The 25,705-nt window shown below is 56.5% G+C and carries 22 protein-coding genes; 12 read left to right on the forward strand and 10 right to left on the reverse strand.

Features of this window, described 5'->3' with window-relative positions; all coding sequences use genetic code 11:
* Positions 1–145: 145 nt before the first annotated feature.
* Positions 146–580: a hypothetical protein gene (locus HOV93_RS18110; protein WP_207397936.1), complete on the forward strand. Its 435-nt coding sequence runs from the start codon at positions 146–148 to the stop codon at positions 578–580.
* Positions 581–607: 27 nt separating this feature from the next.
* On the opposite strand, the gene HOV93_RS18115 is transcribed toward HOV93_RS18110, so the two are convergent.
* Complete coding sequence (locus tag HOV93_RS18115; protein WP_207397937.1) at positions 608–1,309, reverse strand: CHAP domain-containing protein; 702 nt, start codon at positions 1,307–1,309, stop codon at positions 608–610.
* 198 nt (positions 1,310–1,507) lie between these two features.
* A complete protein-coding gene (locus tag HOV93_RS18120; protein WP_207397938.1) occupies positions 1,508–2,704 on the reverse strand; it encodes a substrate-binding domain-containing protein in 1,197 nt (398 codons plus the stop codon).
* 507 nt (positions 2,705–3,211) lie between these two features.
* On the opposite strand from HOV93_RS18120, the gene HOV93_RS18125 reads away from it, so the two are divergent.
* The 4 genes from HOV93_RS18125 (at position 3,212) to HOV93_RS18140 (ending at position 9,417) form a co-directional block, all read left to right on the forward strand.
* Positions 3,212–4,717, forward strand: a complete 1,506-nt coding sequence (locus tag HOV93_RS18125) for a sulfatase family protein (RefSeq protein WP_207397939.1) — start codon at positions 3,212–3,214, stop codon at positions 4,715–4,717.
* Entirely contained in the window at positions 4,717–6,195 is a 1,479-nt protein-coding gene (locus tag HOV93_RS18130) for a sulfatase family protein (RefSeq protein ID WP_207397940.1), read from the forward strand. Before HOV93_RS18125 ends, HOV93_RS18130 begins: the two co-directional genes overlap by 1 nt.
* 34 nt (positions 6,196–6,229) lie before the next feature.
* Positions 6,230–7,735, forward strand: coding sequence for a sulfatase-like hydrolase/transferase (locus HOV93_RS18135; RefSeq protein ID WP_207397941.1), 1,506 nt, complete (start codon positions 6,230–6,232; stop codon positions 7,733–7,735).
* Between the two features lie 545 nt (positions 7,736–8,280).
* Positions 8,281–9,417 (forward strand): GNAT family N-acetyltransferase, encoded by a 1,137-nt coding sequence (locus HOV93_RS18140; protein ID WP_207397942.1) that lies wholly within the window; start codon positions 8,281–8,283, stop codon positions 9,415–9,417.
* A 37-nt stretch (positions 9,418–9,454) separates the two neighbouring features.
* On the opposite strand, the gene HOV93_RS18145 is transcribed toward HOV93_RS18140, so the two are convergent.
* From HOV93_RS18145 to HOV93_RS18170, 6 genes are all read right to left on the reverse strand, one after another.
* The gene (locus HOV93_RS18145; RefSeq protein ID WP_207397943.1) at positions 9,455–10,636 is read right to left on the reverse strand and encodes a Gfo/Idh/MocA family protein; all 1,182 of its coding nucleotides are present in this window, start codon (positions 10,634–10,636) and stop codon (positions 9,455–9,457) included.
* A 201-nt stretch (positions 10,637–10,837) separates the two neighbouring features.
* Positions 10,838–11,257 carry a hypothetical protein gene (locus HOV93_RS18150; RefSeq protein WP_207397944.1) on the reverse strand — a complete coding sequence of 140 codons (420 nt, stop codon included), beginning with the start codon at positions 11,255–11,257 and terminating at the stop codon, positions 10,838–10,840.
* 96 nt (positions 11,258–11,353) lie between these two features.
* Positions 11,354–11,545, reverse strand: coding sequence for a hypothetical protein (locus HOV93_RS18155; RefSeq protein WP_207397945.1), 192 nt, complete (start codon positions 11,543–11,545; stop codon positions 11,354–11,356).
* 123 nt (positions 11,546–11,668) lie between these two features.
* Positions 11,669–12,118, reverse strand: coding sequence for a carboxypeptidase-like regulatory domain-containing protein (locus HOV93_RS18160; RefSeq protein WP_207397946.1), 450 nt, complete (start codon positions 12,116–12,118; stop codon positions 11,669–11,671).
* A gap of 2 nt (positions 12,119–12,120) precedes the next feature.
* Positions 12,121–13,125, reverse strand: coding sequence for a DUF1559 family PulG-like putative transporter (locus HOV93_RS18165; RefSeq protein WP_207397947.1), 1,005 nt, complete (start codon positions 13,123–13,125; stop codon positions 12,121–12,123).
* Between the two features lie 385 nt (positions 13,126–13,510).
* Positions 13,511–14,341 carry a haloacid dehalogenase type II gene (locus tag HOV93_RS18170; RefSeq protein ID WP_207397948.1) on the reverse strand — a complete coding sequence of 277 codons (831 nt, stop codon included), beginning with the start codon at positions 14,339–14,341 and terminating at the stop codon, positions 13,511–13,513.
* A 219-nt stretch (positions 14,342–14,560) separates the two neighbouring features.
* On the opposite strand from HOV93_RS18170, the gene HOV93_RS18175 reads away from it, so the two are divergent.
* On the forward strand, positions 14,561–16,252 hold the full coding sequence (locus HOV93_RS18175; RefSeq protein WP_207397949.1) for an ABC transporter permease: 1,692 nt from the start codon (positions 14,561–14,563) through the stop codon (positions 16,250–16,252).
* A gap of 68 nt (positions 16,253–16,320) precedes the next feature.
* Here HOV93_RS18175 and HOV93_RS18180 read toward each other — a convergent pair whose 3' ends face one another.
* Entirely contained in the window at positions 16,321–16,815 is a 495-nt protein-coding gene (locus HOV93_RS18180; RefSeq protein ID WP_207397950.1) for a hypothetical protein, read from the reverse strand.
* Positions 16,816–17,195: 380 nt separating this feature from the next.
* Between HOV93_RS18180 and HOV93_RS18185 the strand changes: the two genes are divergently transcribed.
* The 4 genes from HOV93_RS18185 to HOV93_RS18200 all read left to right on the forward strand — a co-directional run bounded on the left by HOV93_RS18185 (position 17,196) and on the right by HOV93_RS18200 (position 22,094).
* Positions 17,196–18,851: an efflux transporter outer membrane subunit gene (locus HOV93_RS18185; protein WP_207397951.1), complete on the forward strand. Its 1,656-nt coding sequence runs from the start codon at positions 17,196–17,198 to the stop codon at positions 18,849–18,851.
* A gap of 159 nt (positions 18,852–19,010) precedes the next feature.
* On the forward strand, positions 19,011–19,970 hold the full coding sequence (locus HOV93_RS18190; RefSeq protein WP_207398026.1) for an aspartate carbamoyltransferase catalytic subunit: 960 nt from the start codon (positions 19,011–19,013) through the stop codon (positions 19,968–19,970).
* A gap of 82 nt (positions 19,971–20,052) precedes the next feature.
* Complete coding sequence (locus tag HOV93_RS18195) at positions 20,053–21,336, forward strand: dihydroorotase (protein WP_207397952.1); 1,284 nt, start codon at positions 20,053–20,055, stop codon at positions 21,334–21,336.
* Positions 21,337–21,392: 56 nt separating this feature from the next.
* Entirely contained in the window at positions 21,393–22,094 is a 702-nt protein-coding gene (locus tag HOV93_RS18200) for an NYN domain-containing protein (RefSeq protein ID WP_207397953.1), read from the forward strand.
* Positions 22,095–22,168: 74 nt separating this feature from the next.
* Here the strand turns inward: HOV93_RS18200 and purD are convergent, their stop codons facing one another.
* Positions 22,169–23,464 (reverse strand): phosphoribosylamine--glycine ligase, encoded by a 1,296-nt coding sequence (gene purD, locus HOV93_RS18205; RefSeq protein WP_207397954.1) that lies wholly within the window; start codon positions 23,462–23,464, stop codon positions 22,169–22,171.
* 540 nt (positions 23,465–24,004) lie between these two features.
* Here purD and HOV93_RS18210 point away from each other — a divergent pair.
* Both HOV93_RS18210 and HOV93_RS18215 read left to right on the forward strand, forming a co-directional pair.
* Entirely contained in the window at positions 24,005–24,784 is a 780-nt protein-coding gene (locus HOV93_RS18210) for a hypothetical protein (protein WP_207397955.1), read from the forward strand.
* Between the two features lie 25 nt (positions 24,785–24,809).
* Positions 24,810–25,595 (forward strand): cupredoxin domain-containing protein, encoded by a 786-nt coding sequence (locus tag HOV93_RS18215; protein WP_207397956.1) that lies wholly within the window; start codon positions 24,810–24,812, stop codon positions 25,593–25,595.
* Positions 25,596–25,705 lie beyond the last annotated feature (110 nt).

Genomic DNA, 25,705 nt, shown 5'->3' on the forward strand with positions numbered 1-25,705 from the left:
GGTTTAACCCTTTTCCAACTACTGCGTCGCTTGTTATAAACCTATTCTCGCGGAGGTTTTCACCGCCGATGAGAAACCTGCTTTTCGACGGATATCCATTGCGATCGGACAGTCGCGGTACGCGTTTGTCCTGGGGAAGTACGCTATGAATTTATGCAAAATGATATGCGGCGAGGCGTCTGGTACCCGCTTGTGGATGCTCGCGGTTGTGTGCGGGGTCGTTTCGTTTTCTGGCTGTATGAACGACGATGACGCGCCGCGGTATCAAGTATCGGGAATGGTAACCTACGCCGGCGTGCCTGTTCCATCGGGGCTTGTGAAGTTTGAGCCGGATGTCGAAAACGGCGGCAAAGGCCCCGGTAGCTATGCACCGATCAAAGATGGAACATTCCGAACGGCCGACCGATTATGTGCCGGACCGATGAAGGTGACCATCTGCGGCTTCGATGGCATTCCTCAAGAGGTCGTCCAAGATGGCCAGGCGAAGATGAAGGAAACTCGAATCTTCGACGAGTTTCCCACGCAGATCCAAATCAAGCACGAGGACACGATCGTTGATTTCGATGTGCCTCAGCTTTAATCGATACGGGGCGTGCCAGCGTGACGCTTACGGTGCGGTGGCCTTCGCAGGGTTGAAGTTGGGTACAAAGTTGTTCCAGTTATTGAAGTCCCACAGGCACAGACGTCCTTGTTCTTTAGCGAATATGTCGCTACCCCCTGCGTAGATCCACTTGATAGGGGTGCCTGATCGGACGTATGACTTTTTTGCGACGATCTCGCCGATATAGCATCGCGATGCCGGATCGTTTTGGTTTTCGCCATACCAGATACGTTCTACGGTGCCGCACTGCTGCTTGGGTGGACGAAAATTACCCTGCACCACATCCACGACGCCGGGGCTAACAGAGGTCACAACCTGGACGTGTCCTCCCCCTGGGTACAGGATGATCAGGTCGCCTGGCTTGGCCAATCTTAAACTGGCGACGGAGTTTCCCTTTTGGGCTCCTTTTACCATCGCAACCGTATTGTAGGTCAGCAGGTCGCTCGCCCCGGTCGAAGGAAGCACCGCATCCAGGTATGCGGATTTGGAACTGTACTTCGCAGGATCAAGTCCCTGCGAGTTGGCATTGTTTCCGAAGAACACCGGCAGCCCGTTTTGCTCGGCGAAGTCGACCACCATACGGATCGAAAGGTCCTCGCAGGTCGAACGCAATTTGCCTGCCCGCTTGGGGCCGTTGGTTTTGGCGTAGTTTCGGTAGGACTGAATCGCGGTTGCAGTCCACGCGTTATTGACTGTCCAGGCCGGCATGTCGGGTTCCTCTCCGATAAGATGGGCACGATTAGAAAAGTGAAGAGTGCCGAGCGTAGCTTGGCGTCTTCCTGATTAACGGCCCATCCCAGAGATGGTTGCCACCCTTTTTAGAAATTGCCCGTTTAAGGCCGATCGCCAGACTTTCAAACGATGGCTCGGAGGTTCTTCTCCCACGTGGCCCAAGGCGCGAACGGGTTATTCCAATTCAGATTTCGCGCGGCGCTGCTGCTTACGGTATTGGCTTGGCGTCACATTCAGTTCGTCACGTAGCAGCTTATTCAGATAGGAATAATGGCTGTAGCCGACCATCGCCGCGATTCGCTGCGTGGAAAGGTTCGTCGACTCGAGCAATTGCTTTACCCGCTCCAGGCGGACCTCGCGGATGACCTCTCCCATCGAGCGGCCGATCTGCTTTTTGAATTCGATTTCCAGCGTACGGATCGGGATGCGTACGGCGCTTGAAACGTCCTTCAGGCGAATGCCGTCGCAGGCATGCTCGCGAATGTAGTTCACTGCCCGATCGATATCGGTCACCGCAGCACGCTTCCAGCCGGTGGTCGAACGTCTGGCCGAGACCTGCTCGGCCGGAATCTCGAAGACCGTTTCCTTGGGCGTGTTGCCTAAAATCATCGAGTGCAGCAGAGACGCACAGCGGTAACCAATTTCGACACCCGGCGTGTGCACGCTGGAAAGAGGCGGATCGGCCATGCGGGCCCGTTCCGAGTCGCCCACACCCAGCACGCCAATTTCATCCGGAATCGAGAGTCCCATCTCGGTCGCAACCTTGGCGACAAACTCGGCCAAGACATCATTCAAAGTAACCACGGCCAGCGGTCTAGGAGACTTCTCGAGCAGTTGCTGAATCTTCTCGACGGTCGACTCCGAAATATCGCTTTCTTCCTCGACCGAATCGACCGGGATTTCCTTAAGGGCCAGGGACTTCAGCTTGATGCCACGCTTGGTGAGTTCGTCCGACAATCCGTCACGACGCCGCTTCGATCCGTCCGACTTTTGGTACCCAATGAATGCGATATGCTCGAAGCCTGCTTCGGTGAGATGGGCAGCGGCAAGACGGCCGACCGAATGAACATCGGTGTAGACAGAAACGAAGCCAGAATCAATCAGGTCGCCACTGGCCATAACGACCGGTACTTTTCCTCGCTTGAGCCAGGTGGTGATGCCTGGGTTTCTGCCAGCGGAAACGATTGCTCCGTCCACCTTGCCGGCCCACGGAGGGTTGCCAACCAGGTTGGGGTCGTTGCTCGAGAAACGGAAGTCGCGAACTTGGATGTTCGGAAACTCTTCGATGTAGTTCAGCAGGCCTTGCAGCACGCGACGGGAATGCTCGGTCCAAGAGGCGGAATGGATCCCGATCGTTATTTTTTCACTCATATGCATCTATGCGTCCAAAATGTCAGGTTGAGCCGTCAATCGGGAGAGGACGTCGGCGTGCGCGATCTTGTATGGATTATTGCGCAAAATGTTACGTTCAAATGACCCGTCTTGCAAGCCATGAACTTACGACAATCAGGGGGATTGAAGGAAATTTTGAGAAAGAAAAGGCTCTCTTGTAGTCGCAATTAACCCATTTTGCGTCATGGTTTTAATACAGGTATTACTGGGTACTTGACCCCATGTGTCCCATTGTGCGAATTCTGGTATGGGGCCAGTGAAAGAATTCCTTATCCGGTTGAAAGTTTTTTTCGATCGTCGATTTGCAGCGAGAGTTTTCGCGCAAGAGAATGGGTGGGCTGCGAGAAAATTGGAAATGTCCCGCGATTTCGAGACATGTTTCGCACGGATCGGCTGTTTATTAGTGAGCCGGATCCTCCCTCTTTTCCGCTCACTGCCCGGCCTATCCCGAGTCCCTCCTGCAACTGCTTTTCGAGTACCGAGCTTATGATGCGATCGACCCTGCTTGCTGCGCTGCTGCTGTGTGTAGTTCAAATGACTGGCCTTCCTCTGCATGCCCAAGAGAAGAGCCCGCCGAACATTTTGATTCTGTATGCCGACGACCTCGGCTACGGCGATCTCTCGTGCTACAACCCACAAGGAAAGATCCCCACGCCCAATCTCGACAAATTGGCTGCCTCGGGCACACGATTCACCGACGGGCATTCGTCTTCCGGTATTTGTACGCCCAGCCGATACGCACTGCTTACCGGGCGGCATCATTGGCGTGACTTTCATGGGATCGTCAACGCGTTTGGCAAGTCGGTCTTTAAGCCAGAGCGATTGACGATGCCGGAAATGCTCAAAGATCAAGGCTACGCGACGGCTTGCATCGGCAAGTGGCATTTGGGTTGGGACTGGGACGCTATTCGCCAAAGCAAAGGGATTCAGCCAGATAGTTTCGACTGGTCGAAGGCCATTCCAGACGGGCCACTTGCCCACGGTTTCGATCATTACTTCGGCGATACGGTCATTAACTTTCCTCCGTATGCCTGGATCGAAGACGACAAGCTGGCCCAGATCCCCGACACGATGAAAGACGAGGCGAAGTGGAAGAAGATCAAGGAAGGCAACTGGGAGTGTCGACCCGGTCCAATGGTTACCGGATGGAATCCATACGACGTGCTGCCAACCCTAACCGACCAAGGCGTCGCGTATCTTAAGTCGCGAAAGGACGAGACCGAGCCGTTCTTTTTGTACTTCGCGTTCCCTTGCCCGCATGCTCCAATCATCCCCAACGATGCCTACGACGGAAAGAGCGATGCCGGGCCATTCGGTGACTTCGTCGTCGAAACCGACGCGATGGTAGGCCGGCTGCTCGCCGCGCTCGAAGCATCGGGCCAGGCCGATAACACGATCGTCGTCTTCACCGCCGACAACGGGCCAGAGCACTACGCCTATGCTCGCGATGCGAAGTACGGTCACTGGTCGTCCGAGCCCTTCCGCGGTTTGAAGCGAGACATCTACGAAGGAGGGCATCATGTGCCGTTCATCGTGCGTTGGCCGGGGGTGACCACACCTGGAAGCGAGAGCTACGCGTTGGTTTCGCAGATCGACCTGATGGCGACGTTTGCTTCCGCGATCGGCTACAAACTGCCTGACGATGCGGCCGAAGACTCGCACGACATGCTGCCGCACCTCAAGGGAGAAGCCGCGGCCATTCGTGCGTCGCACATTCATAACACGTTCGCCAATCAATATGCGATCCGCGACGGCGATTGGCTGTTGGTCGATCACAAAACCGGCTACCGATCGAAAGGGTGGCAGGCATGGGAGCCGCGGCACAACTATCCGGGCGACGACAAACAGCCGGTCGAACTGTACGACCTGGCAAGCGACCCCGGCCAGCGAAACAATCTCGCCGCCGACCAGCCCGAGAAGGTCGAGCAGATGCAGAAGCTGTTGACCAAGATTCAAAAGCAAGGGCACTCGGCACCCCGCTTGGAGAAGTAATGCTCAGGAGTACGAACAAGACTTATCGAGTGACATGGTTCTGGCTGGCCTTCGCGCTGCTTTTGCCGCAGGGACTGTGGGCTGGAGAAAAGCCGAACATTGTGTTCATTCTGTGCGACGACCTCGGCTACGGGGACGTCCAGTGCTTGAATCCGCAGCACGGCAAGATTCCCACGCCTGGGGCCGATCAATTGGCAAAGCAAGGGATGACCTTCACCGACGCGCATAGCGGTTCGTCGGTTTGCACGCCCACCCGCTACGGTCTGCTAACGGGCCGCTACAGTTGGCGAACCAAACTACAGAAGGGGGTGGTGACCGGCTTCGCCCCTTGCTTGATCGACGAGGATCGTCCGACGGTGGCCAACTTTTTGAAAGACCACGGCTACCAAACGGCGATCATTGGCAAGTGGCATTTGAACTTTCAATATTGCGATCCTCAAACTGGCCAGCCGTACCTAGCCAAACAGTTCAAATCGCCGCCGGTGGGGACCAAAATTCCCGACGGTCCGCAGGCACGCGGGTTCGATTATTTCCATGGCTTTCACCATGCCCGCGACATGCAGACAGTTATCGAAAACGACACCGTCATCGCCCACGATCCACCGATCAACATGCTACCGCGATTGACGCGTAAGAGCGTCGAGTACATCGACCAGCATGCCAACGACGAAAAACCGTTCTTTCTGTACATCCCCCTCGGCTCGCCCCACACGCCGATCCTGCCCACTAAAGCCTGGCAGGGAAGAAGCGGCCTGGGAGATTACGGCGACTTCGTGATGGAAACCGACAACGCTGTCGTGCAGGTCACCCAAGCTCTTGATCGGAACGGCTTGACCGACAATACCCTGGTCGTCTTTACCAGCGATAACGGCTGCAGCAAAGCGGCAGGCATCCCGCAACTGGCCAAGCAGGGGCACATCGTCAGTGCCCACCTGCGTGGCTCGAAGGCCGACATCTGGGACGGCGGGCATCGTGTGCCGTTTATGGTGCGTTGGCCTGGCAAAGTGGAAGCAGGCTCGTCGAGCGATCAGTTGATTTGCTTGACCGATTGGTTCGCAACGGTGGCCGATATGATGGACGCCAAGGTTCCGCCTGGCACGTGCGAAGACAGCGTCAGCTTCTTGCCGGCGATCGCTGGCAAGCCGATCACTTCAACTCGGGCTGGCGTGGTGCATCACTCGGTCAGTGGGCACTTCGCCTATCGGCAAGGTCCCTGGAAGTTGGCCCTGGCCCGCGGTTCTGGCGGGTGGAGTTCCCCCAATGAAAAACAGGCCGGTAAAGACGCCCCCAAAGCACAGCTATACCACATGGTTGAAGACATCGGCGAGCAGCAGAACCGTTACCTGATCGAGGCGTCGGTTGCCGAGCGACTTCTACAACAGCTTCAAGCCGACATCGACCGCGGCCGCAGTACCGACGGACCGAAATCGCAAAACGACGTATCGAATATCGACCTTTGGAAGAGCGAAAAGAACTAACGTAACCTTGTCCTATTATCCCCCCGGGCTATCCATGACGCACACTTACCGAATTCTTTTGACATGTCTGCTCGCGACGCTGGGCATGACATCCTTGGCGACGGCTGCCGATCGGCCGAATGTTCTGTTCATTCTGACCGACGATCAGTCGCCGTTTGATTTCAAGTTTTACAACCAAGACTCGAAGCTCGATACGCCGGTGATCGATCAACTTGCGGCCGACGGCATGGTCTTCGACGGGGCGTATCACATGGGGGCGTGGTCGGGTGCCGTGTGCACGCCGTCGCGACACATGATTATGAGCGGCCGGACTGTCTGGCATATTCCCAGTCGTTTGAATCGCAATCGAAACCCAAACGAAGGAGACACGGCACTCGTTCCCCAGAACCTGCCTGACTTCACGATGGGGGCCGTGTTTAACCGTGCCGGGTACGACACCATGCGAACCTGCAAGAAGGGAAACAGCTACGCCGCGGCCAACAAGCAGTTCACCGTCGTGAAAGATGCTTCCAAGCGTGGCGGGACGGATGAGTCTGGAAGTGCCTGGCACGGAAAGCAGGTGCTCGATTACTTGAACGAGCGCGAGAAGACCAAGGACGAAGATCCGTTTTTGATTTACTTCGGTTTCTCGCACCCACACGATACGCGTGACGGCACACCAGAGCTTTTAGAGAAGTACGGTTCGATCAATCACACAAAGGAAACGAAGCTGCCTGAGCCCAACGACAAGCAGCCGCAAATGCCGCCGAATTGGCTGCCCAAGCATCCCTTTCAGAACAGCCACTCGAATGTCCGCGACGAAGTAGCCGTGAGCGGCGTCTGGACCAACCGCGACGAGGCGACCATTCGCAACGAACTAGGACGCGAGTTCGCGTGTAGCGAAAACATCGATATTCAGATCGGCAAGGTGCTCGACAAGTTGGAAGCGATGGGCGAACTCGAGAATACCTATATCATCTACACCGCTGACCACGGCATGGCGATCGGGCGGCATGGCTTGCAAGGGAAGCAGAACCTGTACGAGCACACCTGGCGGGTTCCGCTGGTCGTCAAAGGCCCCGGCATCGAGCCTGGAACGCGGGCCCAAGGGAACATCTACCTGTTAGACGTGCTGGCGACCATCTGCGATTTGACCGGGGTGCAGCCGCCTGAAACGAACGAAGGAACCAGCTTCAAGCCTGTGCTGACCGGCAAGAAAGATACCGTTCGTGATGTGCTGTACGGTGTGTATTGTGGTGGCGAGAAGCCCGGCATGCGGTGCGTGAAGAAAGGGGACTGGAAGCTGCTGAAGTACGACGTACCTAGCGCCGACGTGCAAGAGACGCAGCTGTTCAACCTGGCCGAGAACCCGCACGAGTTCCTGCCGCAGCACCACAATAAGAATGTGATCGCTATGACTGGGGTCACGCCTGAAAAGCATCAAACGAACCTCGCCAACGATCCGAACTTCGCTGCCCAGCGGCAGGAGATGGAGACGCTGCTGCAGGAAGAGATGAAACGCCTGGACGACCCGTTTGTGCTGTGGGATCAAGCCAAGTAGTTTTGCTGCGGATCCCCAATCTTGAAGTCGAGGCGCCTTCTTGAGCGCCTCGACGTTGCTTGCTTGGCCGTCGCTACTTAAGCGTCGGTTTCTCTTCAAGAGCGACGAAGTCTATGCCATCGCTCGGTTCGCAATCGCTGGTGAACTCTTTCGGGACGAGGCCTCTTGGCAAGCACGTTTCCAAAACACAACGACGTTGGAGCCATGCTGCGCGAAATGCGCATTAATTCGCACGAATCGAGCGATGGGCTTGGCCGACAAGCAAGTGGCCATTTTCGTGTGCGCGTTATGCGCAGAAATTGGTTCTAATTGTCGCGGTTATGGCAATTGTACTTCCCCTCTGTTGGGCTCAGATGATGCCTGGAATCAACCGTGTTGCCGGAATGCCTCATCTTAAGAACTTGGTGCAGGCAACCGGCATCGACCGTAAGTCCCATACTGATGGGGTTTTGCGAACAGTTGCTGGGGTTGTGTGTGGGCTTTGGCATACCTCGTGCAAACTCTTCTGACATTGGATCACGAGATTCTTTTCACGGGGCAAAACAATGAAGCGAACGATTCGAGAGATTAACGATCCCACTCTGTTGAGCGAACTTGCACTAGCGTGGGAACGTCTGCACCGTCGGACTCCGGGGGCGACTTTCTTTCAGACGCTCGAATGGCTGACCATCACGCTGCGATACTTTAAGCGTGAACAGAAGCTGCGGTTGTTGGTGATCAGCGAGGGGGACGAGCCGGTTGGTATTGTCCCCTTTACGGTTCGAATGGAAAAGTTTCGCTTTGGTCATCTACGCGTGTTGTCGTTTCCGCTAGATGACTGGGGCACGTTTTATGGGCCGATTGGCAAAGACCCGGTCGCCCTGATGCGGGACGCGTTAGAGTACATCCGCACTCAGCCGCGCGACTGGGATGTGATCGACTTCCGTTACCTCAGCGAACAGGCCGATCATTTTCCGGAGCTGGCGAAGGTTATCAACGACCAGCCACTGCAGTTTTTCGAGCGACCAAGAATGGAAGCTCCGATTGTGGAACTGGCCGATTCGTGGGAAGAGTTTACCAAGTCGAAGTCGAAGAACTGGCGACGCGGTATGAAGCGAGAACAAGAGCGAGCCCGACAGCACGGCAAGCTGCGATACGTTCGCTACCGCAGCGATATCGAGACCGGCAAGATCGATCCGCGGTGGGATCTGTTCGAGCAGTCGCGAGCGGTCGCTCAGCGAAGCTGGCAGTCGCAATCGCCGATCGAGGCCGCCTTTTGTAGCTCGCGGGTTCTGCCGCTGCTTCGCGACCTGCACGTCGAAGCTGCACTGAACGGGATGCTCGACATGAATCTGTTGTACTTGGACGAACGTCCGGTCGCGTTTCTTTACAACTACGTTTGCCGCGGGAACGTCTACTGCTTGCGAAGCGGCTACGATGCCAAGTGCGAAGCGAAGAGCTTGGGCACGATTCTGCTGGCCGAGTTCGTCGAAGACAGCCACAACCGAGGTGACCTGCAAATCAACTTCGGACCTGGCACGCAGGACTACAAAATGCGATTTGCGACCGAGGTGCAGCGGGCCGTGACCTTCACGCACTACAACCCCTGGGGAATGCACACACAAGTGCTCGCGACCCGAGCACTGATCGATCCAAGTCTTCCTGGCTTCGACGAACGCTGCCAAAAACGGCTGGTGACTTAGTCACGCAATTGTCTCGCTTGATTGGCTCGACAGACTTTTAGAGCTTGGCCAACGGATGCTCTCGTTCCTGAAGGGGGAACTCGATGATTTGTCCCTCTTGGCGGTGCGACTGGAAGACGCCGCAGATCATTTCCACGGTCCAGGTCGCATCGTGAATATCGCACTTCGGAGCATGGTCGTTGGCGACGGCGGAAAGAAGATCTACGCCAGCGGCAACGTGGTTATGCACGGCTTGAATCGCCTGGGGGTTGGTTTCTTTCTGGCCGACTCCTTGCGAGGTGATGGAGATCCACTCGCGGGGCGTGTTGGCCGGATCGTACGGATTGCCTGGCGTGAAATGGGCGACCGGGTCGCGGTCGATATGCCAGGTGACGGTTCCCTTACTGCCGATGATTTGAAAGCAGTAGCCGTCGGGGCTGGTGCCGTCGTTGGCGACCGACTGGTAGTAAGCGACCAGGCCGTTATCCATCACGTAGCGGGCATGGATTTCGTTTCCGGCCAAGGGGCCCAGACCCTCGGCCCCCGGCAGCACGTCCTTGGCGGTGACCAACTGGCCATCTTGTAGTAGCATACCAGAGCAATGCTTCGGCTTGCCGTTGCCGAAGTAGCAGAACAAATTCAAGATGTGCGAACCCAGCACCCACAGGTCTTCGCCACCGCCGCGATGGTCTCCTTTGCCTTTGCCCCGCAGTTCGAGGACTTTGCCAAGCTTGCCTGATTCGATGAGTTGGTCGATGTGCTTGAGTGCCGGGTGATAGCGATTGCGATGCGCGACGGCGACCTTCGTGCCATGTTGCTTAGCCGCAGCAATCAGGGCGTCGGCTTCCCCTGGCGTGCGAACGAAGGGCTTCTCGCAGTAGATACCTTTCGCACCAGATTGGATGGCGGCCAGTATCATGTCGTAGTGCTGATCGGGGTGTCGGGGGCACACCGAAACGATCTCCGGCTGCACCTGCTTCAGCATTGCCTGGTAGTCCGCAAACCCTTTTGCCCCTTCCAGCCGCTTGGTGGCCAGCGACAGGCCGCGTTTGTCGGCATCGGCCACGGCGACGATTTTGGCTTCGTTGATCTTGAGCCACATCGTATCGAGCCCGTGCCCATAGTTGCCGCGGCCGGTATGACCAATGACGGCAACCGGCGTCGCAGGAGCAATCGCGTGGGCCACCGCCGGCGTAAGCAGGGCAGCGGACGAAGCAGCAAGGAAGGTTCGGCGTTTCATGGTGTTACGTTGGGTGAGATGAGTTGAGGAGGGGCTTATTGCGATCCCTTAAAAAGGCAACCACATCGAAAACGATACCAGCAGGGCCGTTATTATGAAATATCAAGGCCGGGAAGAGAGCCGACGGAAACCGATTGAAATCGCTTGGAAGGAGGGCTTCAGTCTAGCATGCCACCTCGTGACTGGCCATGAAGCAGGCGGTTAGTCCATGTTGTCTAACTCGGCCAACCGCTGGCGGAGCCGGGCCTTTTCCTCGTCGATTGTTTCTTGCTTGTCTGGCAGATCGAGATGCTTCGGCCGAGGGGGCGCTGCTTGGGGTTCGGGGCAGCGGATGATCTCGTCGTTGGTCAGATAAACGCCGCTCATTAGCGACGTCTTCACATGGGCCCTGTGGATGCAGCCCTCGCGGTCTCGATAGCGAATCTGATAGATACGGGCATTCTTCTCGCCAAACCAGCCAGGGCCGAAGGGGTCCCAGTGCGATTCAAGAAGTTCCCCGCCAATACCAGTGATGTATTGGCGGACGCGACCTCCATCCATCGAGCCGGCGGCCAGGCGGATCACGATGCTCGCTGCGATCCCGAAAACGATCAGAAAGAAAAAGCCTTCACCACCATTCATCGCCGGGACCTATCTCGATTTAGAAACAATGCAAAACAATTTCGTCCTGTTCTTCGTGGTCGAACTTCGATTATTGCGGCAAATCGGGGGGGCTCGCTACATCAGGTCGCCTTTGTTGCGGCCTTGGTCGTCGTAGCGCATGAAGCTGAAGTAGACGAAAACGATCGCAAAGATCGGAATCAGGATGACAAAGAAGGGGGTGACGGCGTAGGAAACGGCCAGCACGAGTGCCGTAAAGACACACCATAGCCACCAGGTATCTCGCCATAGACCTCGGATAGGGCCCATTGAATTCTCTCCGCCGCTGCATGGATGTTGGGGGTCGACAGAGAGAGATTTTACGCAAGACAGGCTGGCGACGCACGCGGAAATCGTCGCACCCGGTCGAGGGGGGCGTGAGCCCTTTGGGCTCTAAGGAGTGAGATTGAACTGAAAAGCGTTCATCCCATCTTCCGCTACCACGGCTTGCAACTGAGACGAACCGAAGTCGGAATACTGCGACGGCAGCAGCTGCGACGTTTGCGCCTTCGGCGGAAGGGTAGGGTGGTTGCTGGGTTCAACGATCTTTTGTTCGCTTTTCTTCACCGAAACCTGGTAGCGGCCCGCCGGGGCACCGTCGCCGGGTTCGTAGGTAGTGAGCGCGTATTCGCCGGTCGCGTTGGTTTTGCCATACGAGGTGATCATCAGCTTTTCGCTAAAGAACATCACGGTGGCGCCCTCGATGGGAGTTCCGTCGAGGGTGATTTTTCCCTGGACGGGGATCGTTCGGGAACGTCCGGGAACCAAAGTCGGCTCGCCGGAGTTACAGCCCAACGATGCGGCTGCCAGGATCAACAGGCTGATGGATAAGATACGCATCATGATCACTCGCTGCCTGGGGTGTATTCCCCGCCACTTTTGCTGCCCATTGCTCCCCACACGCCGTAAGGGCTCGGGCCGCTGGCGACCGACGTAGCTCCTTGGTTTCCGGCGTCGATCGTTTCGGAAATGAACCGTACCGAACCATCGGCAAACGTGGCCATCACCCCACCGGGATGATAGCTGGATGCCGTGTAGAAACCATCTTGAGCGTCGTGATTGGAATAGGCACATTGCGCACTGTTGGGTGCCAGGCAGGTATTCATCGCAGAGAAGGCCGAACCTCCATCGGTCCAGCGGCTGCCGGGAGCGTGAATTGGGTTGCTATAGCCGTTGACCGGATCAAACGTCAAAGCACACTCGGCCGGGGTCGCCGGATCGCTGCCGTAGTTCACGTTAAACCGATCTCGCGGGCTGGTCGGGAAACCATGTTCGGAAAGTGCAATCGTGTTGCTGGTACCGTCGGTGATATCGGCCATGGTCGAATGTTTTACCAAGCCGAAGATACCCCGCGGATCGAGCGATTCGGTATCGAACGAGTCGCCGGCACAGAAGGTGTAGTTCGCGTCGGCGATGAGGTCGTTAGAGACATGTCGCGGACTCGAAGGGCAGAGCAGCGCGTTAAAGGAAATCGTCCATGGCTGGAAGTCGTCCCAGGGGGTCTTCGTGTTGCCAAACATGCGGACTTCATTCGCGGCGGCCGATTGGTCAATGTAAGGAAGCAGCCCGACAAATCCGCTTTGACGCTGATAAGGAGCAAGCGTTCCACCATTGTGCTGGTGCTGACCGCTGCCTCCTTCCCGATAGGGAAACACGTTAAACGTATCGTGATAGACGTGCATCGCCAGGCTTAATTGCTTCATGTTATTGGTGCAGGCCACGCGGCGCGATGTCTCGCGGGCTTGTTGGACTGCAGGCAAGAGCAACGCCACCAACACGCCAATCACCGCCAAGACGACCATCAGCTCGACCAGGGAGAAACCACCTCGTGTGGAATATTTCGTGGTCACTATTACGACTCCAGGAGGGTTTGTTCAGGCAGGAACATTTCTCAATAAACTTCCTGAGTCCCTACTTAAACAAACGGCGTTCCAAATCATCGATCAGTGGACATGAACGCTCGATGAGGAGAGGTTATTCTCTGCGCACAATCACATAATTGGAAATATGTCACCGTAAGCTGCCGTTCAAGGACAAATGGCCAACCTACGCAGAGATCGCGTGCCAATGCCGAGATAAAACGTTTCTTTCTCGCAATTTCGTGTCACATGCACGAGGTATAAGGGCTGCTAGATCCTTAGGCGGTCGAAACGTTTTGTGCCTAATCGATGTGCGAAAGCACTAAGAACGCAGTGCTACGGGTCACCGCAGCACTGCGTAGGTTTGGCGCGAGCGTTAAGAATTCATCGCGATGAGTTGCTTAGAAATCTGAATCAGATCAGGTTCGATGATTTCGGGAACTTGAGAGGGTGGGTAGAGTTGGGCGCCTGGTCGATCAATGAAGGCCCCACGCATGCCGGCATTCAACGCACCGGCGATATCCCATCCGTGAGCGGCGACGAGCATGCTTTCCTCTGGCGCCACGTTCATCTTATTGGTGGCCCATTTATAGGTATGGGGGTGAGGTTTAAACATCTGGACGTCTTCGACGCTGAGTCGTTCTTCGAAGAAGTCCGTGAGCCCGGCATTTTTCATTTGATCGGCAACTGCGGAATTCGACGAATTGGTCAGCGTTGCCAGACGAAAGCCCGCTTCCTTGAGCGCTTGCAGTGCCGGTGCTACATCGGGATGCGGCGGCAGAGAACGAATCGGAGCGATGGCTGCCCTGGACTCGGATTCGGAAAGCTCGATCCCTTCGTTGCGTGCTACGGTCTGAAGCGCTGCGGCCCCTAGAATTCCGAAGTCGTGGTACTGATCGGTGACGGTCGACACCAACGAGTAATGCAGCATCGTCTTGAACCAAAGGGGCAACAGATCGTCTCGGCCGCCCAGCGCGCCACCCACCGATTTCTTCAATCCGGCCAAGTCGAGCAGCGATTCGTTCACGTCAAAAAATAGCAATTTAGGACGTTTCATGGTTTCACCTTCGGATGGCCCTGCAGCCATCGCGGTCGAAGCTCCGGTAAAGACGTTCGCGGCAACCCCAGCGGCGGCCAGACCAAGGAATTGACGTCGCCCCGTGGACGACGAGGTCGGAGACGTGGTTTTCGGTTGGGAATCAGACATGGTTGTTTTTCATTGGAGAAACGTATTGTGCACCGTGCGCTGCTTTGGATGCTTCAAGCTTAGATCGGTTTCAAACAACTGGGGATTTCGACGCCATCGCAATTGAAATGGGTGAAATAGACATAAGGGTGGCGTGGGCTTCTGCGGAAGGTTTAGAATAGGCAGGCCTCGTGGGACAACGAGGTGCTCATCATCTAGCCCGGTAAGGATTTGCCGCGAATGTATCTGCTTGAGAATCCAGTTTTACAGCGAGAACTTTTAGTCAACTTGCGCACCGCAAGGGCCTTTCTACTGCTGTTGGCTTACCAGATGCTTTTGGCAGCAATCGTTTATTTTGCCTGGCCCCAAGTCGAGCGGCTCGATCTTTCGGCCGATCAGGAAGCGGCCCGTCGACTGTTTGATTTGTTTTTTCTTGGACAATTTGTGCTTGCCTCGTTGATGGCTCCCAGCTTTGCCTCTGGCACGCTGACCGGCGAGAAAGAACGCAAGACCTACGAGATGCTGCTGGCCAGCCCGCTCAAACCGGGGGCGATTGTGCTGGGCAAACTACTGGCATCTTTAGCACACTTGGCTCTGTTGATCTTCACGTCGTTGCCGATCGTGATGCTGTGTTTGCCGTTGGGTGGCGTGTCGTTGTATGAACTTCTCGCGGCCTATGCGATTTTGATGGTTGCGGTGGCCACGTTCGGGATGATCAGCGTCGCGTGCAGTAGCTTCTTTGCCCGGACGGCTTCGTCTTTGGTGGTTTCGTACTTATTGATTTTGCCGATCGCGTTGGCCGGTGCGTTCGTCTGGCAAATGCTGGGTCAGAATGGTGGCCTGCGTCTGATCGTGTTGTTGATAACGGTGCCTGCGGCTGCGGCGGCGACGATACTTCTGCTTGCGTTGTACACGGCTCGCACGCTTCTTTATCCGCACGATGTGGGGAGCGAGGGAAAGGATGTGGTCGACTTAGAGAAAGAGGCCCGCGAGGCGGTCGGGCTGGTGATTCAGCGCGATCAATTCCCGGACCGCTTGTTTGCGCCCCCCAAACGGACGCAACTTCTGGACGACCATCAGAACCCGGTATACGACAAAGAGATCCACAGCGAGATCTTCGCCCAGGGGACGTTGATGCTGCGTCTGGTGATTCAGATCAGCATGTTTCTGGCGATCCCCTTGATGGCGGTGTGCCTATACTTCAAGCCACAGTACGCCCCGATTTATATGGCGTATGTGATTCTGTTCAATATATTAGTGGGGCCAGTGTTCTCGGCCGGAAGTATCACGTCCGAGCGCGAACGCGAAACGCTCGACCTGCTGCTGACCACCGAGATCTCGCCGTGGATGATTCTTTCCGGCAAGTTGGTCGCTGGCTTTCGTGTTTCCAGTGTGCTGACTGGCTTCCTGCTTTGGCCGCTGCTCTTGGCATGCTTGATGGTGCCGTACTATTGGACGAATTGGACGTCGGTGCTGGCGTATCTGTCGGTGATCTTGATTACCTGCGTCACGACATCGATGCTGGCCTTATTTTGCTCGGTGCTATTTCGCAAGACATCGCACAGTTTGATGTCGACTTACTTGGTGATTATCGCTCTGTTTTGCGGGACGCTGGCCTTCGATTACTTCGCCCAGTTGGCCTTTACGCCGGTTGCTGAGGTTGCCGTGGTCGATTACACGTCGGCTTCCAATACCGAGCCAGAGCCGCCGCCGGTCACTGTGGTGGCCGAGGTTTCGCGGCAGTTGACGCTCATTAGTCCCTTCTCCGCTTTGTACGATGTCCCTCTGCGGGTCGATCTGGACGGAGCAACCGACAACCCCGGCGACTGGTATCGCTTCTCTCTCTTCATGGGCCTGACGGTCGGCATGAACGCGGTCATGTTCGGCGTGATGGTCTGGCTCTTCCGCACGCGTTGGCGGGTTTCTTACTAAACGAAAAAAGCGTGCCGGCGATGATCTCGCGGCACGCTCTTGGAATTCGTTGGGGGGCGGTCGTCGATTTAGAATGGCGACCGGTTGATCGGCTCGCGACCGGCGGCCATTCGCATGGGGCCGACAATGGTACCCAGCAGGTCGTCCATTGTGTCGCTCGGATCTTTGACGATCACAATACGATCGCCCGCATTGAGTTGATAGTCGTATTCAAAAGGAATCTGTTTGTTGCGGTGGTCGTATTTCGAGACCAACTTCTGCGGTGGCAAACCAGGATGTTGCGGCAGACGCGATACGGCGATGTGGAAGCGATCAAATCTCTCGTTGGCCTTGGACCGTTCGACGGCAGCTTGCAAGGTTGGGGCAGCCGCGAGAGGAATCTTCTGCGTGTGCGATGCTTCGCCAGACTCTTGCATTTCCACCATGATCATGGGTTGATTCGGAGGAATCATCGCCTGATCTTGGGTGCTCACGGACTCGGATTGAGGGACGGTGCTGCAGCCGCTGCCCAGCAAAATGATGGCCAGCACTGGTAGTGTGAATAGAGGAAGTTGTTGGTTCATCCTCAACAGTCCCTTGCGAAGTGAGTTCAGGGGGAAGTGGTCTCGGCACATCCTTGCGCACAGACTCGCTTTTGGTATCGGCCGAAGAGCGAGTTCCGGTTGAATCGAATCCGCAAAAAGTTCGGATTAGTTAATCTGCGTAACGCATTGGTCGCTAGCAATCTCTACCGCTGGGTATCAGGCCATCTCCAAAGGTGGTGAAAACAGGGATAACCGCGCCAAAAGATGCTGTCGTTACTATCGCTAAGATTAACGATTGTACGACTGGTACGACCGTTACAGTTCCGGTGAATCTTGGTGCGATTATTCCACCGATAACGTTTCTGGCGGATATCTCTTTGAGAGATAGACTATCTCGAAACGAAAAGGTTAGCTTGCGAATGGTTATACGAAAATCAAAATCGACGAGCAAAACGGCGGTTGTCATTGGCAAGCTAGTCATTAGCGCCGTAGCGACGGTGGCCATCGGGCTTAGTGGATGCCTGGTCGGGCCAGACCATATCGATCCGGGAGCGCCGTTCCAATGCGAATGGATTCCGCCGCTTCCCCCAGGGGTAAGCCAGTCGGCCAACGACTCGGTTTCCTGGTGGACAAAGTTCAACGACCCCGTGCTGTCCAGTTTGGTGGTGCGTACGGCCGAGCAAAACTTGACCTTGGGTCAGGCCGCCGAACGCATTGCAGAAGCCCGGGCCACACGCGGCATCGTTCGTGGCGGGCTCTTCCCCGACATCGACGGTATTGGTAGCTACACGCGTCGTAAGACATCCGGCAGCGGTAATAGCTTCGGTCTCGACAACTTCAATCCACCGCCTTTTAACTTCTGGTCGGCTGGTTTTGATGCGACGTGGGAAATCGACGTCTTTGGCGGCGTGCGTCGTCGTCTTCAAGCGGCCGATGCGGATGTCGACGTGGCGATCGAAGATCACAACGATTTGCTGGTCACCCTGCAAGGCGAAGTCGGTGGTAACTACATTCAGGTTCGGACCTTGCAGCGTCGGATTGAGTTCGTCGAACGCAATATCGAACTGCAGGCTCAGTCGCTGAAAATTACCGAAGACCGATTCGCCGCCGGTACAGTGAGTCAGCTCGACGTCGAACAGGCCAAGTCCAACCTGTACAGCACCGAAGCTGCCCTTCCGCTGCTGCGTCAGGAATTGGAACTGGCCTACCATCGACTTTCGGTGCTGATGGGAGAACCGCCATCCGACCTGTCGAAGGAAATCACGCCGCAGCAGCGATTCCCCATGTTGCCTAGCGACATCGACGTCGGGCTGCCGATCGAATTGATTCGTCAACGTCCTGATATCCGTTCGGCCGAACGTCAGTTGGCAGCTCAAGCGGCTCGTATTGGTGTGGCCGTCTCGGAACTGTATCCGCGATTCACGATCACCGGAACGTTCACGGTGGACTCAACCCGGTTCAGCCAGTGGTTTACCAACGAGAGTATCGCCTATGCGGCTGGCCCGGCGGCTCGATGGCGGCTGTTAGACTTCGGTCGTGTGCGAAGCGATATCGAAGTGCAACGAGCTCGCTGGAGAGGTCTGGTCTTCAACTACCAGAACGAAGTGATCACGGCTGCTCAGGAAGTGGAAGACGCCTTGTCGCAGTACCGCTACAGCATCCAGCGAGCGAAAAGCCTGCGTGAAGCGGCTCTGGCAGCTCGTGCGGCATCGGAGATTTCCGAAGAGCAATACAAGGGCGGGATCATCCCGTTCCAAACGTTGCTCGACGCTCAGCGTTTCCAGGCCGACTTGGACGACCAGGCAACCGCTGCGGAAGGGGATATCTACCTGGCCGTGGTCTCGCTGTACAAGGCCTTGGGTGGTGGTTGGATCGATCCGTTCGCCGTCGCACCTGATCCGACGGCTGTACCAGCCGGAGAGATTATCGCGCCAGGTTCGGTGGACGCCAATGCCGATGGCGAGAATGTCGAGGACATCCCGCTAGACGATAATCTGATCCCCAACATTCCCGAGCCGATGGATGGTTTGCTGCCGGCCGACGCGTTGCCACCTCCGGCGGCTGGGGCCAACTAAGTCGAACGACTTCGTGAGAAGGTTAATTCAAGGACGGCTGTCGCGATTTTCGCCTCAGCCGTCCTTTTTCGCGCGCCCCAGGTTGTGGGTGTGCTTAGGAATCCGTAGAATTTGGCCGAACGCAAACCGGCCCCTTTCGCTTACATATTCTGGGATTTCATGGAGACGCCTGGTTTTCTCGAGCCCTTCGTAGGCCGCTGGACAAAGCGGCATCTGCTCGATTTGGAAAGTTTAACGTCAGACGAAATCACACTTCTTCTCGACGTTGCTCAAGCGTTCAAAGAATCTACCCAAGATTGCCGCCACAAGTTGCCGCTGCTTACCGGCCACACGAGCGTCAATCTATTCTTTGAAGACTCGACACGCACGCGGACCAGCTTTTCGCTGGCTGCCCGACGTCTGGGAGCCGATGTCATCGAGTTCTCGGCATCCAGCAGTAGTCTCTCGAAGGGAGAAACGCTGCTCGACACGGCCAAGACAATCCAATCGATGTGCATTGATACGCTCGTCTGTCGGCACAGGGCTCCTGGCATTCCGCAGATGCTGGCCGAGAACATGGACGTTTCGGTGATCAACGCTGGCGATGGCCCTCACGAGCACCCCACCCAAGGTTTGCTCGATATCTTGACCATTCGTCAGCATCGCGGTGACTTAAGCGGCAAGACGGTCGCCATGGTGGGGGATATCGCCCATAGCCGGACCGCCCGATCGAACATCTGGGGACTGCAAAAGCTAGGGGCGCATGTGATCGTGTGCGGTCCGTCGACGCTCGTTTCTCGCCGGTGGGAAGAATTCGGTGTGGAAGTCTCGCACGATCTCGATACCATTCTGCCTCGCTGCGACGTCTTGAATCTGCTGCGGATCCAGTTCGAGCGTCAATACACGCGTCCCTTTCCCTCGGTTCGCGAGTACGCACTGCTTTATGCGATGGATCAAAAACGCATGCAGCGGGCCAAGCCAGACATCTTGATTATGGCCCCTGGGCCGATTAACCGCGGTGTCGAGATCACTCCGGAAGTGGCCGACGGCGAACACTCGGTGATCCTGCATCAGGTAAATAATGGTTTAGCCGTTCGTATGGCAGCGATGTGGCTGCTCGGCGCTGGCCGTGCCCGTTGATTGGGCTTGAATCGGAAGAGAGAACCATAACCGCACCTCAATCCTTAGCCGAGGACGAGGCGAAGCAACGGGACACGAGACCATGCTGAAAACGCTGATTCAAAACGGACGGGTGATCGACCCCAGCCAGAATATCGACCGCGTTACCAACTTGCTGATCGAAGAGGGACGCATTGCCGCAATCGACGTCGATCCCCAGTCCGACATGAAGGTGATTGACGCCACCGGCAAGCTGGTCGTCCCGGGGCTGATCGATCTGCACGTGCAGATTCGTGAGCCAGGTTTCGAGGAAGACGAAACGATCGAGTCGGCCACCTATGCGGCACTCGCCGGCGGATTCACGTCGATCGCGGCCATTTCAGAGACCAATCCGCCGGTCGATAGTGCGGCTGCGGTGATCTATCTCGGTCGCCAGGCATCGGAAGCCGATCACTGCAACGTCTTTCCCGTCGCGTGCGTCAGCAGTGGACGCCAAGGGGAAGAGATGGCCGAGATCGGCATTTTGCACAATGCCGGAGCGATTGCGTTCAGCGATGGTCAGCGGCCCGTTTCCAATCCGGAACTGCTTCGCAGGGCCTTGGAATACACGCTCATGTTTGGTCGCCCGGTGCTCAATCGGCCCGAGATGGTCGAACTTTCGCGCGACGGCGTGATGCACGATGGTTCGGTAAGTACCGTGCTGGGGCTCGCCCCGATGCCGGCCGAGGCCGAAGATGTGATGGCGGCCCGCGACATTCGCATATGTGAAGCAACCGGCGGGAAACTGCACTTGCTGGCCATTTCGTGCAGCGGAACGGTCGACATCTTGCGCCGGGCGAAGGTCCGTAGCGTGGGGGTAACGGCCAGTATCTGTGCGTATCAGTTCGCGTTGACCGACGACGCTATGCGCGGCTTTCACACCAGCTTGAAGCTCAACCCGCCGTTGCGTTCGCGTGATCATATCGATGCGTGTATCGCCGGCCTGAAAGATGGCACGATCGATGTCATCACCAGCGGACACGCTCCGCGATCTTCCGAGAAGAAAATGTGTGCCATCACGGAAGCCCCCTTTGGCATGGTCGGACTGGAAACGGCCTTGGGGCTGATTAGCACGCACCTGATACATACGGGGCATGTGGACTGGCCGACGGTCATTCGGGCCATGTCCACCAATGTCGCCCAGGTGTTGGGCGTGGAAAAAGGAACCCTGCAGCCCGGTGCCGATGCCGATGTGACCCTGATCGACCCCGACGCCAGGTGGACGGTCGACACGTCCAGCTTTCGCTCGAAGAGCTTCAATTCGCCCTTTGGTGGCGTTGAACTGACCGGGCGTGCCGTAGAAACGATCGTAGGCGGCGTGACCAAGTTTCGCTACGATGGAAACTAACGCACGCAACGTGCTTGCGCGATCGCTCCTTCAGCAGCCGAGAAGATGGCGCTTTCATGCCGGTCATCATTGATGGATACAACCTGCTATACGCGGCTGGGCTCGTCGGTTCCGTCGATGGCGAAGGTTCTTTTGAGGGAGAACGCCGGGCTCTGCTGGATGCCTTGTTGGCGGTGATCGATCCGAAGGAGCTAACGCAAACGGTCGTGGTCTTCGATTCAGCCAAAGCCCCACCCGGGTTGCCGCGTGTCTACAACCACCAGCAGATCACCGTTCGATTTGCCAGCGGCTATGCGGATGCCGATGCAATGATCGAAGAGTTGATCCAACAGCATCATGCACCCAAACGCCTGACGGTTGTTTCTAGCGATCATCGTGTGCAGCGAGCGGCCCGTCGGCGCAAAGCCAAAGCGATCGATAGCGATAGCTGGTTCCGCTTGATGCGGCAAACGCGTGCTCGGCGTCGCGTTGAAGAAGCCAAGCAGCCGCCCCTTCCCAAACGGCCGACAGCCCCGGCAATTCCCGAATCCGAGGTCAGCGAGTGGGTCGAGTTCTTCGGCAAGATCGACGTCGATGCGTTGGCTCCTCAGGAAGAGCCACCACCGAAGCCAACCGCATCCGGGCCAGCGTTTGAGCCGAAGACGCCGCCTGGCAAGCAAAGCCCGGCCAAGTCCAAAAAGGCGGAAAAGCCAGCACCGAATGTCTTTTCGGCAGACTATTTGAAGAAGATCGCCGAAGAATTCTTTGGCGAGTCGTAGGGCATGGACTGCATGCCCTGACCCTTCTCGGTTGTCTCTTCGGCTTTAGGTCCTCGTGCTGCGACGGCTCGCGATTACGAGTGACGCAGAGCTTTGTCCGAGATATCCTTGCGGCACCAGGCACCGTCCCAGCGGATGCATTTGACAGCGGTGTACGCTTTCAGCTTGGCAGCCGAGATGGTATCGCCGATCGCGGTTACACCCAGGACGCGGCCGCCGTTGGTGACGACCTGATCGCCGTTCATGGTGGTACCGGCGTGAAAGACTTTGACGTCTTCTAGCTTGCCGGCGTCTTCCAGGCCGCGAATGGGTTTCCCTTTTTCGTAGCTGCCGGGGTAGCCTTCAGAGGCCATCACGACGCACACCGACGGACGCGTATCCCACTCGGGCGGGTCAATCGATTCAAGATCGCCAACGGCACACGCTTCCAGAATATCGGCCAGATCGGACTTTAGCCGCATGAGAATCGGCTGGCACTCGGGGTCGCCGAAGCGAACGTTGTATTCCAGGACTTTCGGACCTTGGTTGGTCATCATCAGACCGGCATACAAAACGCCTTGGAACGGGTTTCGGGCACGCTTCATGCCATGCACGGTCGGTACCAAAACCTTTTCTTCGACCATCTGCATTATTTCTGGCGTGACCAGCGGGGTAGGGGAGTAAGCGCCCATGCCGCCGGTGTTGGGGCCTTTGTCATCGTCGTAGGCAGGCTTGTGGTCTTGGGCCGGAGGCAAGGTGAGAATTGTCTTGCCATCGGTGATCGCCAGAACGCTGGCCTCTTCGCCGTCGAGACGTTCTTCGACGATGATCTGGGCGCCGGCATCTCCGAAGACGCGTTGGCGACCGATTTGATCGATTGCTTCGAGCGCTTCATCGGCCGTGTCGCATACGGTGACCCCTTTGCCAGCGGCCAGCCCGTCGGCTTTGATCACCACATTGACGTCTTCCCCTTCGTGGGGGAAGCGATCTTTGATGTACCGGGCCGCGGCGTCAGCTTCGCGGAATACGTGGTAGTCGGCAGTCGGGACGTCGGCGCTGCGAAGCGTTCGTTTGCAGAACGACTTGCTGCCTTCCAGCTGGGCGGCAGCTCTATTGGGGCCAAAGATCTTGAGGCCTTGCTCGCGGAAGTAATCGACCACGCCAGCGACCAGGGGCGCTTCGGGACCGACGACGGTCAGGCCGACTTCGTTGCGTTTGGCGAACTCAGCGAGTGCGGCGAAATCGGTTTCCGCAATCGCGACGTTCTCGGCGTCGATCTGAGTGCCAGCGTTGCCGGGGGCAACAAACACGTTTCGGACGCGTGAGCTTTGTGACAATTTCCAGGCCAACGCGTGTTCGCGTCCGCCAGAACCGAGGACCAATACGTTCATAGCATCGTTGCCGCTGTGAAGGCGCTAAAACAACCGGGTAAGGCAATTCGGCAGTGTAGCAAATTTACGCCCCGCCGCTCACCACCTTGTGTAAATCGGTCGTCTTGGACGAAATCGGACATGAAGCGCAAAAATAGCGGCAGGTTCCGGCAAAAAGTGTCGGTAAGTGTTAGATCATCGTGCTTGATTCCGCATTTTGGTCTGGTAAAACAGGCAAACTGCAAAAGCATCCTGCCTGATCGCTTATTTTCAAAGCCTGCCTCCCACTGCTGTTAGCAGATCTCCCTGTTATTGAGAGCTTTTACAGCTGTCTGAAACCATCTCCTAGGGGGTGGAACTGATGCTGTAAACGCCGTAAAGTAAACGGAATGCGCTCCCCTCATTCGGGTGCGACAGAAAACTCGGGCACGAGTAATATGAATTCATATAATGAGAGGTGGAACAAACACGTCCCCTGGGCGTTGGACTCCTCCTCGCTTTTCGTAGCCCACCTATTTGACCCCCCACCCAAAAAATAAGAGTCCAGCTAAGGAGTAACCTATGAAGAAGACACAACTTGGATTGATGCTGTTGGCGGTTGTCGGCATTTTCGCGCAAGGTGCCGTCGCTCAGGAATGGGGCACCGTCAAGGGCCGTTTTGTGGTTGATGGCGATGTTGCCAAGCTGCCTGCGACAAGTGTCACGAAGGATGCCGAATTCTGCGGCCCGAGCCTGCCAGATCCGACCCTCATGGTTGGCGAAAACAATGGCCTGCAAAACGTAGCGATTTGGTTGTATCTGGATCGTGGCGATGACGCCCCAGCCGTTCACCCAGACTACGCTTCGGCCGCCAAGACACCGGTTGTGGTCGACAACAAGGCTTGTCTGTACGCTCCGCACGTGGCGACGATCATGGTCGGTCAGCCGGTCGAGTTCAAAAACTCGGACCCGATCCCGCATAACTTCAAGGTCGAAGGTTTCGCCAACGCCGGTATGAACAACCTGGTTCCTGTCGGTGGCGTTTACGAACACAAGTTCGATAGCGAAGAGCGTTACCCGATGAACGCAAGCTGCTCGATCCACCCGTGGATGTCGGCCAAGCTAGTCGTTCGTGAACTGCCGTACATGGCCGTGACGGGTGAAGATGGTTCGTTCGAGATCAAGAACCTGCCGGTCGGCGAGCACAAGTTGCAAGTCTGGCACGAAGTTCCCGGTACCATCAAGGAAGTCACTATGGGTGGCGAGAAGCTTAAGGATCGTAAGGGTCTGCTGGAGATCACCGTCAAGGCAGGCGACAACGACCTGGGTGACATCACCGTCGACGCTGGCGACCTGAAGTAACTCGACCCTTTTCGGAGTTGATCCGATGGGATTGACCAAGGTTGCCATTTTGACGCTGACGGTCCTGGGCATGTTTGCCCAGGACTTGCTCGCACAGCAGTGGGGAACAGTCACTGGTCGTTTCATCGTAAAAGGGAAGGTGGCAGCCCAACCGGGGCCGTTGGCGATACCTGCGAACGTGGCCCAATTTTGTGGGAATCAAGTTCCCAATCCGGCCCTGCAGGTCGGTCCGAAAAACGAACTGCAAAATGTGGCTTTGTGGTTGTACTTGGATCGCGGTCAGCAAGCGCCCAAGCCGCATCCGATGTACGCTCCACTGAAGCAAAAGGCGGTCGAGATCTCCAACAACGGATGTCTCTATGTGCCGCACATGGCGATGGTACGTCCCGGACAAACGGTCGACTTTATCAACTTTGATCCAGTGCCACATAACTTTAAGGTCGAAGGCTTCGCGAACCCCGGCATCAATTTTCTGGTTCCGGTGGCCGCTAAGCAGGCTCACGTTTTTGCCGATGAAGAACGTTATCCGATGAACGCCAGTTGTGCGATTCATCCTTGGATGGCCGGGAAGATTGTCATTCGAGAGTCTCCCTACATGGCGGTCTCGGATGAAAAGGGTAAATTTACCATCGAGAATTTGCCGGTCGGAACACACAAGTTTCAAATCTGGCACGAAATCCCCGGGAACATCAAAGAAATGAACCTGGGCGGCAAGGCGGTGAAAGACCGCAAAGGGGTCGTCGAAATCGATGTCAAACCAGGGCAAAACGACCTGGGCGATATTGTGATCGACGCCGACTTGTTGAAATAACGTAAGACAAAACACGATCGAGCGTGGCGTCTTTACTGACCCGCGCTTGTTTATTTTGGGACCGAGTGATCGGTTATCCTAGTGGAAGAGCACGGGAAGTAACCGTCGGT

This window comes from Bremerella alba, from assembly GCF_013618625.1.
GTDB classification, from domain to species: domain Bacteria; phylum Planctomycetota; class Planctomycetia; order Pirellulales; family Pirellulaceae; genus Bremerella; species Bremerella alba.

What these genes read in the sequence shown, in the direction of transcription:
- HOV93_RS18110 (WP_207397936.1), top strand. Translation starts at nt 146, where the DNA reads ATGAATTTATGCAAAATGATATGCGGCGAGGCGTCTGGTACCCGCTTG.
- HOV93_RS18115 (WP_207397937.1), bottom strand. Translation starts at nt 1,309, where the DNA reads ATGCCGGCCTGGACAGTCAATAACGCGTGGACTGCAACCGCGATTCAG.
- HOV93_RS18120 (WP_207397938.1), bottom strand. Translation starts at nt 2,704, where the DNA reads ATGAGTGAAAAAATAACGATCGGGATCCATTCCGCCTCTTGGACCGAG.
- HOV93_RS18125 (WP_207397939.1), top strand. Translation starts at nt 3,212, where the DNA reads ATGATGCGATCGACCCTGCTTGCTGCGCTGCTGCTGTGTGTAGTTCAA.
- HOV93_RS18130 (WP_207397940.1), top strand. Translation starts at nt 4,717, where the DNA reads ATGCTCAGGAGTACGAACAAGACTTATCGAGTGACATGGTTCTGGCTG.
- HOV93_RS18135 (WP_207397941.1), top strand. Translation starts at nt 6,230, where the DNA reads ATGACGCACACTTACCGAATTCTTTTGACATGTCTGCTCGCGACGCTG.
- HOV93_RS18140 (WP_207397942.1), top strand. Translation starts at nt 8,281, where the DNA reads ATGAAGCGAACGATTCGAGAGATTAACGATCCCACTCTGTTGAGCGAA.
- HOV93_RS18145 (WP_207397943.1), bottom strand. Translation starts at nt 10,636, where the DNA reads ATGAAACGCCGAACCTTCCTTGCTGCTTCGTCCGCTGCCCTGCTTACG.
- HOV93_RS18150 (WP_207397944.1), bottom strand. Translation starts at nt 11,257, where the DNA reads ATGAATGGTGGTGAAGGCTTTTTCTTTCTGATCGTTTTCGGGATCGCA.
- HOV93_RS18155 (WP_207397945.1), bottom strand. Translation starts at nt 11,545, where the DNA reads ATGGGCCCTATCCGAGGTCTATGGCGAGATACCTGGTGGCTATGGTGT.
- HOV93_RS18160 (WP_207397946.1), bottom strand. Translation starts at nt 12,118, where the DNA reads ATGATGCGTATCTTATCCATCAGCCTGTTGATCCTGGCAGCCGCATCG.
- HOV93_RS18170 (WP_207397948.1), bottom strand. Translation starts at nt 14,341, where the DNA reads ATGTCTGATTCCCAACCGAAAACCACGTCTCCGACCTCGTCGTCCACG.
- HOV93_RS18175 (WP_207397949.1), top strand. Translation starts at nt 14,561, where the DNA reads ATGTATCTGCTTGAGAATCCAGTTTTACAGCGAGAACTTTTAGTCAAC.
- HOV93_RS18180 (WP_207397950.1), bottom strand. Translation starts at nt 16,815, where the DNA reads ATGAACCAACAACTTCCTCTATTCACACTACCAGTGCTGGCCATCATT.
- HOV93_RS18185 (WP_207397951.1), top strand. Translation starts at nt 17,196, where the DNA reads ATGGTTATACGAAAATCAAAATCGACGAGCAAAACGGCGGTTGTCATT.
- HOV93_RS18190 (WP_207398026.1), top strand. Translation starts at nt 19,011, where the DNA reads ATGGAGACGCCTGGTTTTCTCGAGCCCTTCGTAGGCCGCTGGACAAAG.
- HOV93_RS18195 (WP_207397952.1), top strand. Translation starts at nt 20,053, where the DNA reads ATGCTGAAAACGCTGATTCAAAACGGACGGGTGATCGACCCCAGCCAG.
- HOV93_RS18200 (WP_207397953.1), top strand. Translation starts at nt 21,393, where the DNA reads ATGCCGGTCATCATTGATGGATACAACCTGCTATACGCGGCTGGGCTC.
- purD (WP_207397954.1), bottom strand. Translation starts at nt 23,464, where the DNA reads ATGAACGTATTGGTCCTCGGTTCTGGCGGACGCGAACACGCGTTGGCC.
- HOV93_RS18210 (WP_207397955.1), top strand. Translation starts at nt 24,005, where the DNA reads ATGAAGAAGACACAACTTGGATTGATGCTGTTGGCGGTTGTCGGCATT.
- HOV93_RS18215 (WP_207397956.1), top strand. Translation starts at nt 24,810, where the DNA reads ATGGGATTGACCAAGGTTGCCATTTTGACGCTGACGGTCCTGGGCATG.